Raw genomic sequence first — 13,742 nt, forward strand, 5'->3', positions numbered from 1 at the left:
GATTGTAGGAGGTGCCCATGCGTACTCTGTACCTACGGTGTGGGCAAACGCGGATCGCACCGGGCAGGAGCCCAACAGCGAGACCGCCCTCCACAGTATTCCGCCACTGAAAAAGGAGCACGACATGATGAAGAAATGGCTGAGCGCAGCAGTGTGTTCGATGATGTTTGCCGGTCCCGCCGCCTTCACGCTGGCGCATGCCGCACCCGCAGGTTCCAAGGCTGACTACGACGCGGCCGTGAAGACCGCTAACGCCAACTACAAGGCCGCCCGCGCCCAGTGTGACAGCCTCAAGGCCAATGCCAAGGACGTTTGCGTGAAGGAAGCCAAGCGCGACGAGGACGTGGCCAAGGCCAACGCCGAAGCGACCCGCGATGGCACGGCCAAGGCGCGCGCCAAGGCGGACAAGGTCAAGGCCGATGCCGACTACAGCGTGGCCAAGGAAAAGTGCGACGACAGGAAGGGCAATGACAAGGACGTGTGCGTGAAGGAAGCCAAGGTTGCCCATGAGCAAGCCCTGGGTTCGGCCAAGGTCGAGAAGGCTGCCGCTACCGGCACCAGCACCGACGTAGCCGAAGCGCGTGCCGATGCCAAGAAGGACACCGTGGACGCCGCCTACAAGGCTGACAAGGAAAAGTGCGATGCCATGTCCGGCGATGCCAAGAGCAAGTGCCAGGCCGACGTGAAGACCAAGTACGCCAAGTAACTTGCCTTCGTACGCAGACTCGATACGTTGAGTCAGCACGTTGACTTAGCACGTTGACTTAGCACGACTCAGCACGACTTAGCACGTCACCCATCCACGATAGAGGAAACGCCCATGAACTGGGATCAGATCGAAGGAAAGTGGGAGCAGGCCAAGGGTAAGGTCAAGGAAAAGTGGGGCAAGCTCACGGACGATGACCTTACCCGGATCCAGGGCAAGCGCGACCAGCTTGCCGGCCGGATCCAGGAGCGCTACGGCTACACCAAGGAGCGCGTGGAAGAGGAAATGAAGGCGTGGGAGCGGGATTCCCGCTGGTAAAGCACCGGCTAAGACACGCTGGTAAAGAGAAGAGTAAGACAGGTAAGCATTCGTAAGCACGCTGGTACGTGTTGCGATGCAATGCCAAAGTGGCGGCCGGCACGATCGAAAGCTCGTAGCCGGCCGGTTAGCGCCCGCTTTCCGAACCCGCACCCTCAACCACCAACCAGGCAGGAGAACCGAAATGAAACGCGAGCTACTGTCCTCGTTCGGCGTGCTGTGTGGCCTTGCCGCGGCAACCGTCTTTCTCTGCGTGCGCCCGGAGGCCGCGCCAGTACTTCGCCAGGCGAGCGCGCCCGTTGTGGCGAAGCCCGCCGTGTCGACCAGCACCACGCCGCAAGCCGCGGTGGAGCTGGCCGTGCAGGCCGGCGATCTTGGCTCGCGCGCCGATCGCCATGCCAGTGACGCCCTGCGCGTTGCCGAGCAAGCCCTCGGCCGGGAGAACGATCTGGACTGGGACTACGTGCAACTGCGCCTCTGAAGGTGCGGCTGAGCGTTTCTCAGGCACGGACCGCCTACCGCGATACCGGCCGCTTGCCCAGTTTGCGCTGCAGCGTGCGCCGATGCATATTGAGCGCGCGCGCGGTAGCCGAGATATTGCCTTCGTGCTCGGACAGCACCCGCTGGATGTGTTCCCACTCCAGCCGCGCCACCGATAGCGGCACCGGCTCTTCCATGGCGGCTTCTGCCGCGTCTTCCGATACCCCGGCCATCAGCGCCGTCAGGATCGAATCCACATTGGCCGGCTTGGCCAGGTACTCATCGGCACCATGCTTGACCGCTGCCACCGCGGTGGCGATGCTCGCATAGCCTGTCAGCACCAGGATGCGCGCGTCCGGCAATGCCGCGCGCAGCGGCGCGACCAGTTGCAGGCCTGACTCGGCCGGCGCGGTGCTGCCCGCTTCCGGGGGCGCGCTCAGGTGCAGGTCCAGCGTGATGTAGGCAAACGGCGTTTGCGCGGCGAGCGCAAGCGCCTGCTGGCGGTTGTGCGCGACCTGCACCGCATAGCCGCGGCGCGTCAGCGCGCGCGCCAGTGCGCCGGCGAACACGGCATCGTCGTCGACGACCAGGAATGGAGCGGCATCGCTGGCGCCGGGCTGTGCGCCGTCGGCGGCGGGATCATGGTGGGCGTCGGTCATCGCGGGCTCGTTGTCGTTGTCAGGGGTGAGGCAAACGGTGGAGCGGCCGGCAAGGCTGCCGGGGAGGGCGCGGGCAGGCGCAGCTCGGCCACGGTGCCGCCCTCGTGGTGGTCGTGCCAGGCCAGCCGGCCGCCCATCTGCAGGGCTGCGCTTTGTGCCAGGTACACGCCGATACCCTGGCCGCCATGCATGCTGGTCATCGGTGCTTCGCCCAGGCGCGCGCGCTGAGACTTGGGGATGCCCAGGCCGCGGTCGGTGACGCGAAACGTCAGCGTCGGCAGCGCGCGGTTGTCCTCCAGCGCGATGGCCAGGCGCAGCGGAATCTGTTCGTGCCCCGCGGCCAGCTGGCTGCGCGCGGCGTTGTCCAGCAGGATCGTCAGGATCTGGCCCACGCGCGCGGCTTCCACCGGCAGGGCGGCGGCTTCGCCGATGGCATTGGCTTCCAGCCGGGCATGGGGGTGGCGCAATTGCCAGCGCTCCACATAAGCGTCCAGCCAGGCATCGATGCGCTGCGCCGCTGCGGTCTCGTGGTCGTCGCGCAGGCGGGCCAGGATCGATTTGCACAGCTCGAGCTGCTGCTCCATGGTCTGCAGGTCCGGCAGGTAGGCGGACACTTGCGTGGCCGCCAGGCGCGGGTCCGCGGCATCGGCGCGCAGCTCGCCCGCGATGACCGCCAGCGTGGCCAGCGGCGTGCCGATCTCGTGGGCGACCGCGGCGGCCTGGTCGTTCAGCGCTTCGATGCGCGCGTCGCGCAGCAACTGTTCGCGCGCCAGGTTGAGCTCCGCGTCGCGCTGGCGCAGCACCCCGGACAGGCGCGCCACAAATACCGCGATCATGGTTGCGCTGGCGACAAAGTTGAGCCACATGCCGGCCAGGTGATAGTTGATGGCGTTGTCCGGGTTGTGCAGGTTCAGCGGCACGTACTCGATCAGCATCAGGCTGTAGCAGGCCATCGCGTAGACGGCGAGCGCGATCACATTGCGCCACGGCAGGATGGCGGCGGCAATCGCCAGCCCCGGCAGGTAGAACGAGACAAAGGGGTTGGTCGCGCCGCCGGTGAAGAACAGGTTGGCCGACAGCGCCGTCAGGTCGACCATCAGCTGGCCCATCAGCTCGGCGTCGCTCGGCATGCTGCCGCGGCTGGCGTGCATGCGCAGGCGCAGGCCGGTCAGCAGGTTGAACACCGCCTGCAGCGAGAGGATCGCCAGCAGCGGGCTGTACGGCAGGATCACGCCGGCCACGGACTCGCACGACACCAGCAGCACCGACTGCCCGCCCATCAGCGCCCAGCGCAGCCAGAACAGGCGGCGCAGGCTCATCAGGTTGTGGCGGACCGGGGCGATGCTCGTGGCAGAGCCGGGGCGGGAGGGGACCGTGTCTGGCGGCACGGCTGCGATGGTATCCATGCCGCGAGTTTAACAACGACCGGCGCCCGGCCCGTCGCGTGCGACACCGTGCCGCATTGGTTGGCGCCAGCGGCGCTGCCAGACTGAACGGTTCGCTGCAGGTTAGCTGCCCGGCCGGCTACCCGAATTGCGCTGCCCGGCTCACGCCAGCAGGGTCGTCATGGTTTAATGTTTCCTTTCGTGCAGTCTTTTGAATCTCAGTGGAGCTAGTCCAGATGCAAGCCAGATTCCTCGCCGCGGTGCCCGCCGCCCTGCTCGCCGCGCTGTGCTCGAACGCGGCTTTCGCCCAGGTCGACGTCAGCAACGCCTGGGCGCGCGGCACCGTGCCGGCGCAGACCGCCACCGGCGTCTTCATGACCCTGCATGCGCACGAGCCCGCCAAGCTGCTCGGCGTCAGCACGCCAGCGGCAACCACGGCCGAAGTGCATGAAATGAAGATGGATGGCAACGTGATGCGCATGCGCGCCATCGGCGCGCTCGACCTGCCCCGCATGCAGGACGTCGAGCTCAAGCCGGGCGGCTACCACGTGATGCTGATGGGCCTCAAGGTGCCGCTGAAGAAGGGCGACACCGTGCCGCTGACGCTCAAGATCGAGCAGGGCGGCAAGGTGATCGAGCAGAAGGTCGACGCCGAAGTGCGTGATCTCACCGCCACGGCGCCGGTCGCCGGCGCGCACGGCGACCACAAGCACTGAAGCGCTAAAGGCAGGCAGCCAGGCTGCCTAGCTGCGCAGGCTGATCGCGTCGTCCGGCTCGTCGCCGGCCGCCACCGCGATCACGCGCTCGCGTAGCCAGCTATGGCCGGGATCGGCGTCGGTACGGTCGTGCCAGATCAGGCTGAAGCCAAAGCCCGGCAGCGGGAAGGGCGGATCGAACACCGCGAAGCGCGGATCTTCCTCGAACGCGGCCAGGCTGCGCCGCGCCGTGGTCAGGACCAGGTTGGTGCCGGCGATCAGCGCTGGCGCCACGCTCCAGTGGGGCAGCACGCAGGCAATCTTGCGCCGCCCGCCAACCTTGGCCACGGCGGCATCGATGGCATCCACGCGCTCGCTGTGGGCTGCCACCAGCACATGCGAGCGGGCCAGGTACGCCACCTGGTCAAGCTTGCCCAGGCCGCGCACCGTGGCCGCATCCACCATGCAGGCATAGGTTTCCTCGAACAGCTCCGTGCTGCGCACGCCTTCCGGAGGCTGCCCGAACACGCCCAGCGCCAGGTCGATCTCGCCATCGGCGACCTTGGCGGTCATGGCTTCGCGGCTGGCCTGGCTGACCACCAGGTCGATGCCCGGGGCGATCTTGCGCACCGCGCGCAGCAGCCCGGGCAGCAGCGCCATCGCGCCGTAGTCGGACATGGCCAGGCGGAAGCTGCGGCGCGCCGTGGCGGGCTGGAAGCCGGACGGCCCCAGCAGGATGCGCACCTGCGCCAGCGCCTCGGCCAGCGGGCCCGCCAGTTCGTGGGCGCGCGCGCTCGGCACCAGGCCGCCCTGGCCGCGCACCAGCAGCGGGTCATCCAGCAACTGGCGCAGGCGGCCCAGCGCATGGCTCACCGCAGGCTGGCTGAGGTGCAGGCGCAGCGCGGCGCGCGAAATATGTCGTTCGGCCAGCAGGGCTTCCAGCACCACCAGCAGGTTGAGGTCGATACCGCGGAGATCATTCATGCGGCGCATATTAACGCTATGAAACGAGAATTGGTAATTCGCGGCGCAATATTTCACACTGAGGCATCAAATTTTTTTGCTGGAGATGCCTAGGTGCCCGGTCTCAACAACATTTCGCCGGCGCTCGCCGGCCTCGTTCCCGTCCTGGTGGCCATTGTTTCCGGGGCGCTGATTCCCTTGCAGGCCGGCGCCAACGCCACCCTCGGGCGCAGCCTGGGCCATCCGCTGTGGGCCACCGTGGTTTCGCTGCTGGTCAGCCTGGCGGTGGTGCTGCCGCTGCCGTGGCTGCTGAAGGTCCCGCTGCCCTCGCTGGCGGCGGGCGGGCCGGCCTGGATGTGGGCGGGCGGCGTGGCGGGCGTGTTCTACATTACCGTGGCGCTGGTGCTGGCCCCGCGCCTGGGCGCCGGCGGCTTTATCGCGGCGGTGGTGGCGGGGCAGATGGTGGGCGCGCTGCTGCTGGACCAGTTTGGCCTGGCGGGCTTCGCGGCCCGCGCCGTGACGCCGGGGCGCCTGGCCGGCGCTGCGCTGGTGGTGCTGGGGGTGGTGGTGATGCATTTCGCCGGGGCGGGCGCGGCCAGCACGGTGCCGGCGCAGGCGGCGAACTGATCAGCCTTCGGCTTGCGCGTTGCCGCCATCCTTGCGGCGGCGCGCCAGGCAGGCGGGACAGAGGCAGTGCTGGCCCGGCACGATCTGGCGGGCGGGCAGCAGCGGCTGGGTGGCGCACCAGCAGTGCGGCAGGCCGGCGGCATAGCCGCACACAAAGCCGGCGCCGCAGGCGCTGCAATGCTCCACCGGGCGCAGTTGCCCGGTCAGCACCGTGGCCGGATCGCTCACGGCGTGCCCCGGGGTGGCTCGTCTTCCTGGCCCAACCGGGACATGGCGGCGCGCATCAGCCGCATCTGGCCCGAAAAATTGGTGCAGGCGTCGCAAATCGCCATGTGCCCGCGCATGCGCACGCGCTCGATCCAGCTCAACGGCCGGTCCATGCCTTCCATGGTCAGGTGGTGGATCTCCCGGCAGTTTGGCAGCAGCCGGCGGCGGGGTGGCGTATCAGGCATGGCTTCCTTTGGTTGGAGAGGCGGTTTTGGGCCGTGGCAGCTTGCCTGGCTGTCGCGGCCTGCTTACAAGGTCAGGCCAGCTTCAGGCCAAGGTTCAGGCCAAGGTTCCGGCGCTCACGCCTTCTGCCCGAACCAGTTCAGCTCCAGGCACTCGCGCAGGCGCATGCGGGCCCGGTACAGCATGACCCAAGCATTAGTCGTCGTGATCTCCAGTTCCTGACAGATTTCTTCGGTTTCCAGCTCCAGCCATTCCCGCATCATGAAAATCCGGCCGATCTTGGCGGGCAGCTTGTCCACGCACAGTTGCAGGATCTCGAAGAACTCACGGCGCTCCAGGGCGCGGTCCGGGTTGCCCCAGTCGGATGGCGGCGTATGGTAATGGCCATTCTTGGCGAACAGGGCATCGAAGGCGTCGATATCCGACTGGGCCTCGTCATCGTCCTCGCCGCCGCCCAGCGTCAGGCGCACTTCGCGCCGGCCGCTGCGCAGCGTATCGATGATCTTGTGCTTGAGGATGCCGATCAGGTAGGTCTTCAGCGCGGACTGGCCGCTAAAGCGCTCCGGGTGCTCCAGCGCGGCCACCAGAGTGTCGGAGACGGTATCCTCGGCCAGTGCCTGGTCACGCAGCTGCAGGCGCGCGAAGCGCAGCAAATGGGGGCGCAGGGCGCTAAGATCGTCGGGGTGCAGGCTCATTGCGTTGCCGCTATTCGGTGGTGATGCGACTGTTGGCCAACTGTTGCGTGGATAGAACGCCATGGTGCGCCGCAGTACGCATGCACCGGTTTTGAACCCCCGCTGCGCCACCGTCTGCACGCGTGCGCCGCGGTTTCTTGTAAAATCGGCGCCTGCCGCGGCCGGAGGTGGCCTAATCGGGGTAAAAACCCCCGTAACCAGTTGTTCACCGCCGGTCAGAATTGCCATGATACCTGTTGAATCTCACGGATGTCCCTTGCCATGAACGCCGACACCCCTGGGCCTGCCGCTACCGCGGTGGCCGCAATTGCCCCAGCCCTCAAGGCCGAAATCCTTGCCGAGGCGCTGCCCTATATCCGCAAGTTTCACGGCAAGACCATTGTGGTCAAGTACGGCGGAAACGCGATGACCGAGGACAAGCTCAAGCACGGCTTCGCGCGCGACGTGATCCTGCTCAAGCTGGTCGGCATGAACCCGGTCGTGGTTCACGGCGGTGGCCCGCAGATCGACGAAGCCCTGAAGAAGGTCGGCAAGGTCGGCACTTTTATCCAGGGCATGCGCGTCACCGATGAAGAGACCATGGAAGTGGTCGAATGGGTGCTGGGCGGCGAAGTGCAGCAGGACATCGTCATGCTGATCAACCAGTACGGCGGCCAGGCCGTGGGCCTGACCGGCAAGGACGGCGGCCTGATCCGCGCCAAGCGCCTCAAGATGCCGGACCGCGAGAGTCCCGGCGCCTTCATCGACATCGGCTTCGTGGGCGATATCGAGGCCATCAACCCGGCGGTGGTGAAGGCCCTGCAGGACGACGCCTTCATCCCGGTGATCTCGCCGATCGGCTTTTCCGACGACGGCCAGGCCTACAACATCAACGCCGATGTGGTCGCGGGCAAGATGGCCGAGATCCTCAAGGCCGAGAAGCTGGTCATGATGACCAACATCCCGGGCGTGATGGACAAGGCCGGCAACCTGCTGACGGACCTGTCCGCGCGCGAGATCGAGGAACTGTTCGCGGACGGCACCATCTCCGGCGGCATGCTGCCCAAGATCTCGTCGGCGCTGGACGCGGCCAAGAGCGGCGTGAATTCGGTGCACATCATCGATGGCCGCATCGAACACTCGCTGCTGCTTGAAATCCTGACCGAACAAGCGTTCGGTACCATGATCCGTTCGCACTAGAACGCATCTCCCGGCAGCGCGCCCATTGCGCGCATTGCGCGCGCTGCCGCCCCACCCTTCATTCTTTCCCGCGTGCCATCTATTTCCCCGCCCTTGCGCCGCAGCCTGCGCGGTGCGCGCCGACGCCGCCCCGCGGGCGACAATTCCGGCCGCACGGTCTGGCTGTTCGATCTCGACAACACGCTGCACGACGCGTCGCATGCGATCTTTCCCGCTATCAACCAGTTGATGACGGCGTATGTCGCGCGCGTGCTGGGCAGCGACGAGGCCACCGCCAGCGAGGTCCGGGTGAAGTACTGGCAGCGCTACGGTGCGACGCTGCTCGGCATGATCCGCCACCACAACGTGGACCCGGCCGACTTCCTGCGCGCCGCGCATGATTTCCCCGAACTGGCGGAGATGGTGCGGGTGCAGCGCGGCCTGGCCGGCCACCTGCGCCGCCTGCCCGGGCGCAAGATCCTGGTGACCAACGCGCCGGAGCAATACGCGCGCGCGGTGATCAAAGTCGCTGGCATCCAACGGTGTTTCGAGCGGGTGGTCGCCATAGAGGACATGTGGGTGCATGGCCACCTGCGGCCCAAGCCGGACCGGCGCATGCTGCGCCGGCTGCTGGTGCAGCAGCGGGTGGCGCCGCACCGGGCGGTGCTGGTCGAAGACACGCTGTCCCACCTCAAGCGCTATGCGGGCACGGGCATTCGCACGGCCTGGGTGACGGGCTACCTGCGCACGCTGGCGCCATCGCGCCCGCACGACGTGCCGATGCCCGCGGGCGCTGCCGTGGCGGGCGCCAGCGGCGACGCCGCGGTGCGCAGCACGCTGGACGCGGAGGACCGGCAGCACGCCGGCCACGCCGCGCAGGAACATTCGGTGACGCTGGTGGCGGCCGAGACGCAGGATCCGCCCGCGCTGGCGCCCGGCACGACGGCGCCGCAGGCGCTGCCGGCATCGGCGCCGCGCGTGCGGGCGCGGATCGTAAATCGCCCCGGCTATGTGAACGTAAAAGTACAATCCATGCATCAACTCCAACGACGAATGCGGAGAATCGGGTCATGATGCACAGTAATGGGCGCCCATCGGGTGCGGCTCCGGCCGCCGCCGGGCAGGGCGCAGGCGTGGACGGGGCGCCGGCACGCAAACGCCCGCGTCCGGGCGAGCGGCGGGTGCAGATCCTGCAAACGCTGGCCGGGATGCTGGAAGTGCCGCGCGGGGAAAAGGTCACCACCGCGGCGCTGGCTGCCAAGCTCAGCGTATCGGAGGCGGCGCTATACCGCCATTTCGCCAGCAAGGCGCAGATGTTCGAAGGCCTGATCGGCTTTATCGAGCAGACCGTCTTCGGCCTGATCAACCAGATCACCACCCAGGAAGAGCATGGCTTGCGCCAGGCGCACGCCGTGGTGCGCATGCTGCTGTCCTTTGCCGAGAAGAATCCCGGCATGACGCGCGTGCTGACCGGCGAAGCGCTGGTGGGCGAGCACGACCGCCTGCAGGAGCGCATCAACCAGCTAGTGGACCGGATCGAGGCCTCGCTGCGGCAGTGCCTGAAGATCGCCATCAGCCAGGGCGCCTTTCCGCCCGACGCCGACGTGCCGGTGCGCGCCGCGTTGATCGTGGCGACCGTGCAGGGGCAGTGGCATCGCTATGCCAAGAGCGGCTTTCGCAAGCTGCCCAGCGAGAACGCGGACGCGCAGTTGCGTGTGCTGCTCGGCTAGGCTGCGCCCATTCTGAAGCATTGGCCGAAGCCGGCCGGATGCGCCAAAACCGATTGAAATGACGACGGTGTTTACTCCCTCTCCCCTCAGGGGGAGAGGGCTGGGCAGAGGGGTGGCTTAGCCAGGAGCCACTGGAAGCGAAGCCAATGGTTGTTTCCAGCATGACGGCGTAACCAGCGCCCGCCCTCTCCCCCGGCCCCTTTCCCGCAAGTGGGAGAGGGGAGCAAACCGTGGCATTGTCCTGCGCTCAGGCCTGTATGGTCGCATCGGCGTTTTCGTCGGCCGGGGCCGCAGGCTTGTCGCGCAGCGGCTGCCATGCGGCGCCCGCGGCGTACCAGTCGATGCGCCGGGTCATCACCATGATGGCGGCCAGGATCACGAACATCAACAGCGAGCCCAGCATCAGCGCATTGTCCTCCGACAGCAGCAGGCCATAGAGCGCGCCGTACAGCACGGTCAGCAGCGTGGCAAAGGCCAGCCCGCGCCGCCAGCTCTGCAGCACGAACGACAGGTAGAAGCCCAGCAGCCCGATGCAGGCAGCGCTGGCCGCCAGGTAGGCGAGCGCGAACGAGATATGCTCGGACAGGCTCAGCAGCAGCAGGAAGAATACCGCGAGTGCGAGGCCTACCAGCAGGTATTGGATCGGGTGGATGCGCAGGCGCTTGACCAGCTCGAACATGAAGAAGCCGGCGAAGGTCAGCAGCACGAACATGGCGCCGTACTTCACCGCGCGCTCCGCCTGCAGGTAGATGTTGACCGGATCGATCAGCGTCACCGACACCGTTTCGAGCATGCCGTCGCCGGTGCCAGCAAGCTGGCTGCGGGCCTTGGTGTTGTACGAGGTCACGCTCCAGTTGCTGCGAAAGCCCTGCGCGCTCACGCTGCGGGTGCGCGGCAGGAAATCGCCGTCGAAACTCGGATGGGGCCACGCGGAATCGAGCGAGATGTCGTTCTGGTCCCCCACCGGGGTGAAGGCCAGCGACTGCGCGCCCAGCAGCGGCAAGGTCAGCGAGAACGGCACCACGCGCCGTGCCTGCGCGGACCTGCCATCCAGGCCGGGCTTGGCGGCTTTGGCGGGCGGCAAGTCGATCTCGGCGTGCAGGCCTTGCGACAGGCTTTTGAGCCGCGCGCCTTGCTCCAGCTTCAGCGCCTTGCCGTCCAGCTCGAACGCAGGTGCCGCCATCAGGCCGCGCGTGTCGCTGATACCGATCGTGATGTACGGCTGGCCCACCTCAAAGGCGACGTGCCCGGCCGAGCGCGGCAGCTCGGCCGGGTCGGGCAGCGCGATGGTGCCCTGCCAGCGGCTTTGCATCTCGTACACCAGCACCTTGTGGATGCCGCGATAGCGCTCGCTCGGCGTGACCTCGCCCTTGACCCGTAGCATCGTGGGGAAGACCAGCAACTGTCCGACCTCTGCCTGCAGCACGGTGGCATTCGGCCGCTTCGGGTCGCTGCTGTCCGTCACGCGCAGGATCTCCTTGTACGGCAGCACCAGCACCGGGCCGGTCAGGGTCTGCGGGCCGGCGTAGCTTTGCCAGACGCTGCGTACCGCTTCCTCGCGGTAGTGCTTGCGGTCCTGCACGGCATTGCCCACGAGATGCAGCGGGATCAGGATCAGCAGGATCAGGAACGCCGTGATGGCGGATTTGAAAAACAGGATTCGATTCATGGCGGCAGGCGCGCGGGAGTGACGATGCCGCTAGCTTAGGGTTGCCATGTGAGCCGCCGCGGAAGCCTGCGTGAAGCGATTGGCCCGATTGTGTGCTGAGTGTGAAGTCGCTATGCCGCAGGCAGCGCCAGCGTCGCGCACGCTCCGCCCTCGGCGCGGTTGGCCAGCGTGATTTCACCGTGATGCAGCGTAGCGATCTCGCGCACGAAGCACAGGCCCAGCCCGGTGCTCTTGTCCTGCCCGCCGGGGCGCGGCAGCGAGTAGAAGCGCTCGAACAGGCGCGGCAGCGCATAGTCCGGAATGCCGGGGCCGTGATCGGTGACGCGCACGGCGATCTTCTCGGCGGGATCACTGCCGTGCGCCACGGACACGTCGACCGTGCTGGCCGCCGGCGCGAAGTCGATGGCATTCTCCAGCAGGTTGCCCAGCGCCTGGTGCAGCAGGAACGGATCGCCTTTCACGACCGGCTCGGGCTGGCCAGACGGCATCAAGCGCAGCGTCAGGTCGCGCTGGCGGGCGCGCGGCTCCAGCTCATGCAGCAACTGCTCGATCAGCGGCACCAATGCAACCGGCTCGTGGGTCTCCAGGCTCTGGCGTTGCTCCAGCGCCGCCAGCGCCAGCAGCTTGCGGATCATTGCCTCAAGCCGCTGTGCCTGCCGCCGGATATTGGCGACGAAGCGGTGGCGGTCGGCGCCCGGCATGTCTTCCTGCAGCAGCTCGGCGGCGCCGCTGATGGCCGCCAGCGGGCTCTTCATCTCGTGCGTCAGCGTGTGGATGTAGTGCTCGACATATTGCTTGTCCTCCAGCCGCAGGCGCATGCTCTCTACCGAGCGGCCCAGCTCGGCCAGCTCGCTGGCGCCGCGCAGGGGCATCTCGGCGCGCTCGCCCGCCGCCACCGCGCGCGCATAGCGCTGCAGCTGGCGCAGGCCGTGCACCAGCCACAGCGTGCAGGCCAGGCCGATGACGAACGCGCCGCCCATCAGCAACAGGCCGCTCTGCAGGATCTTGCGCTGGCTGCGTTCGATGAACGGCGCCATCGTCACGTTGGGCTTGGCCACGGTCAGCACGCCGATGGTCATGTTGCCGTCGCGGATGGGGGCTGCCACGTGCATCACCGTGCTGGCATCGTCGTCGGGGTTGGCGCGCGTGCTGCGCGCGCCGTACTCGCCCCGCAGCGTCCGGTAGACATCGTTCCAGCGCGAGTAATCCGCGCCAACCGCCGCCTCGCCGGAATCGAAGCGCACGATGCCGCGCTCGTCCGTGATGTAGATGCGGTAGCCCACCGCATCCTTGTGCATGCCCCAGACATTGGCATCGACCTTGTCCTCGCGCAGCCGCGCCAGGCGGCGCGCGAAGGCGCCGTCGGCGATGCGGCCGTTCTTCATGTCGTCGGCGGCCAGCACCGCCAGCACATGCGCGGTATCGACCAGCGTGTCCTCCATGGCTTGCCGCACGCCGGGCTTGACCTCCTGGACGAATACCCGCAGCGTGAGGAACGCCGCCAGCCCGACGATCAGGAAGAAGCCGAAGAAGATGCGAAGCCCGATATGCATGCGTGGCCGTGGGTAGGTTGTGTATGAAGTGGTGGCGCCGCTCAGCCTTCGAGCGAATAACCCATGCCACGATGGGTGCGGATCGAATCGCACTCCGGATCGAGCGCGCGCAGCTTGGCGCGCACCGTCTTGATATGTGTATCGACTGTGCGGTCGATGGTGTCGAGCGCGTCGTGCCAGACCAGGTCCATCAGCTGCGCGCGCGAATAGATGCGCCCGGGATGCTGCAGCAGCAAGGCCAGGAGCCGGTACTCGTAGCGGGTCAGGTCGAGCCACTGGCCGCGCCAGGCCAGGCGCGCGCCGTCGGCATCGAGCGTGAAGCCTTCAGGCTGCACGGGTGCCGGCGCAAGGCCATGCGGCGCGGCACGCTTGCCGGCGCGCCGCAGGATCACGCGTACCCGCGCCGCCAGCTCTCGCGGCGAGAAGGGCTTCACCACGTAGTCGTCGGCGCCGATCTCCAGCCCGACGATGCGGTCGATTTCCTCGTTGCGCGCGGTGAGGAAGATCACGGGCACATCGGAGAAGGTGCGCAGCGTGCGGCAGACTTCGAAGCCATTGATGTCGGGCAGGCCCACGTCCAGGATCACCAGGTCCGGCGCTTGCGCGCGCAGGCGCGCAAGCGCGGCGCTGCCGAGCGCGCAGTGCTCGACCGTC

At 67.4% G+C, this 13,742-nt stretch carries 17 protein-coding genes; 8 read left to right on the plus strand and 9 right to left on the minus strand.

Annotation, left to right across the window (positions count from 1 at the left end; translation table 11 throughout):
- Positions 1-124: 124 nt before the first annotated feature.
- The 3 genes from ACYP5B_RS49300 (at position 125) to ACYP5B_RS49310 (ending at position 1,505) form a co-directional block, all read left to right on the plus strand.
- The gene (locus tag ACYP5B_RS49300) at positions 125-706 is read left to right on the plus strand and encodes a hypothetical protein (protein WP_318237221.1); all 582 of its coding nucleotides are present in this window, start codon (positions 125-127) and stop codon (positions 704-706) included.
- A 114-nt stretch (positions 707-820) separates the two neighbouring features.
- Complete coding sequence (locus ACYP5B_RS49305) at positions 821-1,024, plus strand: CsbD family protein (RefSeq protein WP_400097440.1); 204 nt, start codon at positions 821-823, stop codon at positions 1,022-1,024.
- Between the two features lie 184 nt (positions 1,025-1,208).
- Positions 1,209-1,505, plus strand: coding sequence for a hypothetical protein (locus ACYP5B_RS49310; protein ID WP_400097438.1), 297 nt, complete (start codon positions 1,209-1,211; stop codon positions 1,503-1,505).
- 34 nt (positions 1,506-1,539) lie between these two features.
- Here ACYP5B_RS49310 and ACYP5B_RS49315 read toward each other — a convergent pair whose 3' ends face one another.
- On the minus strand, positions 1,540-2,163 hold the full coding sequence (locus ACYP5B_RS49315; protein ID WP_400097436.1) for a response regulator transcription factor: 624 nt from the start codon (positions 2,161-2,163) through the stop codon (positions 1,540-1,542).
- Complete coding sequence (locus tag ACYP5B_RS49320; protein WP_440938321.1) at positions 2,160-3,569, minus strand: ATP-binding protein; 1,410 nt, start codon at positions 3,567-3,569, stop codon at positions 2,160-2,162. Before ACYP5B_RS49320 ends, ACYP5B_RS49315 begins: the two co-directional genes overlap by 4 nt.
- 215 nt (positions 3,570-3,784) lie before the next feature.
- Between ACYP5B_RS49320 and ACYP5B_RS49325 the strand changes: the two genes are divergently transcribed.
- Positions 3,785-4,264, plus strand: a complete 480-nt coding sequence (locus ACYP5B_RS49325; RefSeq protein ID WP_400097432.1) for a copper chaperone PCu(A)C — start codon at positions 3,785-3,787, stop codon at positions 4,262-4,264.
- Positions 4,265-4,291: 27 nt separating this feature from the next.
- On the opposite strand, the gene ACYP5B_RS49330 is transcribed toward ACYP5B_RS49325, so the two are convergent.
- Positions 4,292-5,227 (minus strand): LysR family transcriptional regulator, encoded by a 936-nt coding sequence (locus tag ACYP5B_RS49330; RefSeq protein WP_318237226.1) that lies wholly within the window; start codon positions 5,225-5,227, stop codon positions 4,292-4,294.
- A gap of 93 nt (positions 5,228-5,320) precedes the next feature.
- Between ACYP5B_RS49330 and ACYP5B_RS49335 the strand changes: the two genes are divergently transcribed.
- Positions 5,321-5,833, plus strand: a complete 513-nt coding sequence (locus ACYP5B_RS49335; protein ID WP_400097430.1) for a DMT family transporter — start codon at positions 5,321-5,323, stop codon at positions 5,831-5,833.
- On the opposite strand, the gene ACYP5B_RS49340 is transcribed toward ACYP5B_RS49335, so the two are convergent.
- The 3 genes from ACYP5B_RS49340 to ACYP5B_RS49350 form a co-directional block, all read right to left on the minus strand.
- Complete coding sequence (locus ACYP5B_RS49340; protein ID WP_267605227.1) at positions 5,834-6,061, minus strand: cysteine-rich CWC family protein; 228 nt, start codon at positions 6,059-6,061, stop codon at positions 5,834-5,836.
- Positions 6,058-6,285, minus strand: coding sequence for a zf-HC2 domain-containing protein (locus ACYP5B_RS49345; RefSeq protein WP_400097426.1), 228 nt, complete (start codon positions 6,283-6,285; stop codon positions 6,058-6,060). The genes ACYP5B_RS49340 and ACYP5B_RS49345 overlap by 4 nt, the downstream gene beginning before the upstream one ends.
- A gap of 114 nt (positions 6,286-6,399) precedes the next feature.
- A complete protein-coding gene (locus ACYP5B_RS49350; RefSeq protein ID WP_400097424.1) occupies positions 6,400-6,978 on the minus strand; it encodes a sigma-70 family RNA polymerase sigma factor in 579 nt (192 codons plus the stop codon).
- Positions 6,979-7,227: 249 nt separating this feature from the next.
- Between ACYP5B_RS49350 and argB the strand changes: the two genes are divergently transcribed.
- The 3 genes from argB (at position 7,228) to slmA (ending at position 9,866) form a co-directional block, all read left to right on the plus strand.
- Complete coding sequence (argB, locus tag ACYP5B_RS49355) at positions 7,228-8,157, plus strand: acetylglutamate kinase (RefSeq protein WP_400097422.1); 930 nt, start codon at positions 7,228-7,230, stop codon at positions 8,155-8,157.
- A gap of 72 nt (positions 8,158-8,229) precedes the next feature.
- Entirely contained in the window at positions 8,230-9,210 is a 981-nt protein-coding gene (locus ACYP5B_RS49360; protein ID WP_459574764.1) for a pyrimidine 5'-nucleotidase, read from the plus strand.
- Entirely contained in the window at positions 9,207-9,866 is a 660-nt protein-coding gene (slmA, locus tag ACYP5B_RS49365) for a nucleoid occlusion factor SlmA (RefSeq protein WP_318237231.1), read from the plus strand. The genes ACYP5B_RS49360 and slmA overlap by 4 nt, the downstream gene beginning before the upstream one ends.
- Positions 9,867-10,113: 247 nt before the next feature.
- On the opposite strand, the gene creD is transcribed toward slmA, so the two are convergent.
- The 3 genes from creD to creB form a co-directional block, all read right to left on the minus strand.
- Positions 10,114-11,535: a cell envelope integrity protein CreD gene (creD, locus tag ACYP5B_RS49370; RefSeq protein ID WP_318234650.1), complete on the minus strand. Its 1,422-nt coding sequence runs from the start codon at positions 11,533-11,535 to the stop codon at positions 10,114-10,116.
- Positions 11,536-11,645: 110 nt separating this feature from the next.
- Positions 11,646-13,088 carry a two-component system sensor histidine kinase CreC gene (gene creC / locus ACYP5B_RS49375; RefSeq protein WP_459574765.1) on the minus strand — a complete coding sequence of 481 codons (1,443 nt, stop codon included), beginning with the start codon at positions 13,086-13,088 and terminating at the stop codon, positions 11,646-11,648.
- A 41-nt stretch (positions 13,089-13,129) separates the two neighbouring features.
- A partial coding sequence (creB, locus tag ACYP5B_RS49380; RefSeq protein WP_459574766.1) for a two-component system response regulator CreB occupies positions 13,130-13,742 on the minus strand: 613 nt, incomplete at its 5' end.

It is taken from the genome of Cupriavidus sp. 8B, assembly GCF_054589115.1.

Bases quoted from the DNA above. Each gene is read 5' to 3' on its own strand.
- ACYP5B_RS49330 (WP_318237226.1), bottom strand. From the start codon at position 5,227: ATGAATGATCTCCGCGGTATCGACCTCAACCTGCTGGTGGTGCTGGAA.
- ACYP5B_RS49320 (WP_440938321.1), bottom strand. From the start codon at position 3,569: ATGGATACCATCGCAGCCGTGCCGCCAGACACGGTCCCCTCCCGCCCC.
- slmA (WP_318237231.1), top strand. From the start codon at position 9,207: ATGATGCACAGTAATGGGCGCCCATCGGGTGCGGCTCCGGCCGCCGCC.
- ACYP5B_RS49345 (WP_400097426.1), bottom strand. From the start codon at position 6,285: ATGCCTGATACGCCACCCCGCCGCCGGCTGCTGCCAAACTGCCGGGAG.
- argB (WP_400097422.1), top strand. From the start codon at position 7,228: ATGTCCCTTGCCATGAACGCCGACACCCCTGGGCCTGCCGCTACCGCG.
- ACYP5B_RS49315 (WP_400097436.1), bottom strand. From the start codon at position 2,163: ATGACCGACGCCCACCATGATCCCGCCGCCGACGGCGCACAGCCCGGC.
- ACYP5B_RS49305 (WP_400097440.1), top strand. From the start codon at position 821: ATGAACTGGGATCAGATCGAAGGAAAGTGGGAGCAGGCCAAGGGTAAG.
- creD (WP_318234650.1), bottom strand. From the start codon at position 11,535: ATGAATCGAATCCTGTTTTTCAAATCCGCCATCACGGCGTTCCTGATC.
- ACYP5B_RS49300 (WP_318237221.1), top strand. From the start codon at position 125: ATGATGAAGAAATGGCTGAGCGCAGCAGTGTGTTCGATGATGTTTGCC.
- ACYP5B_RS49350 (WP_400097424.1), bottom strand. From the start codon at position 6,978: ATGAGCCTGCACCCCGACGATCTTAGCGCCCTGCGCCCCCATTTGCTG.
- ACYP5B_RS49310 (WP_400097438.1), top strand. From the start codon at position 1,209: ATGAAACGCGAGCTACTGTCCTCGTTCGGCGTGCTGTGTGGCCTTGCC.
- creC (WP_459574765.1), bottom strand. From the start codon at position 13,088: ATGCATATCGGGCTTCGCATCTTCTTCGGCTTCTTCCTGATCGTCGGG.
- ACYP5B_RS49325 (WP_400097432.1), top strand. From the start codon at position 3,785: ATGCAAGCCAGATTCCTCGCCGCGGTGCCCGCCGCCCTGCTCGCCGCG.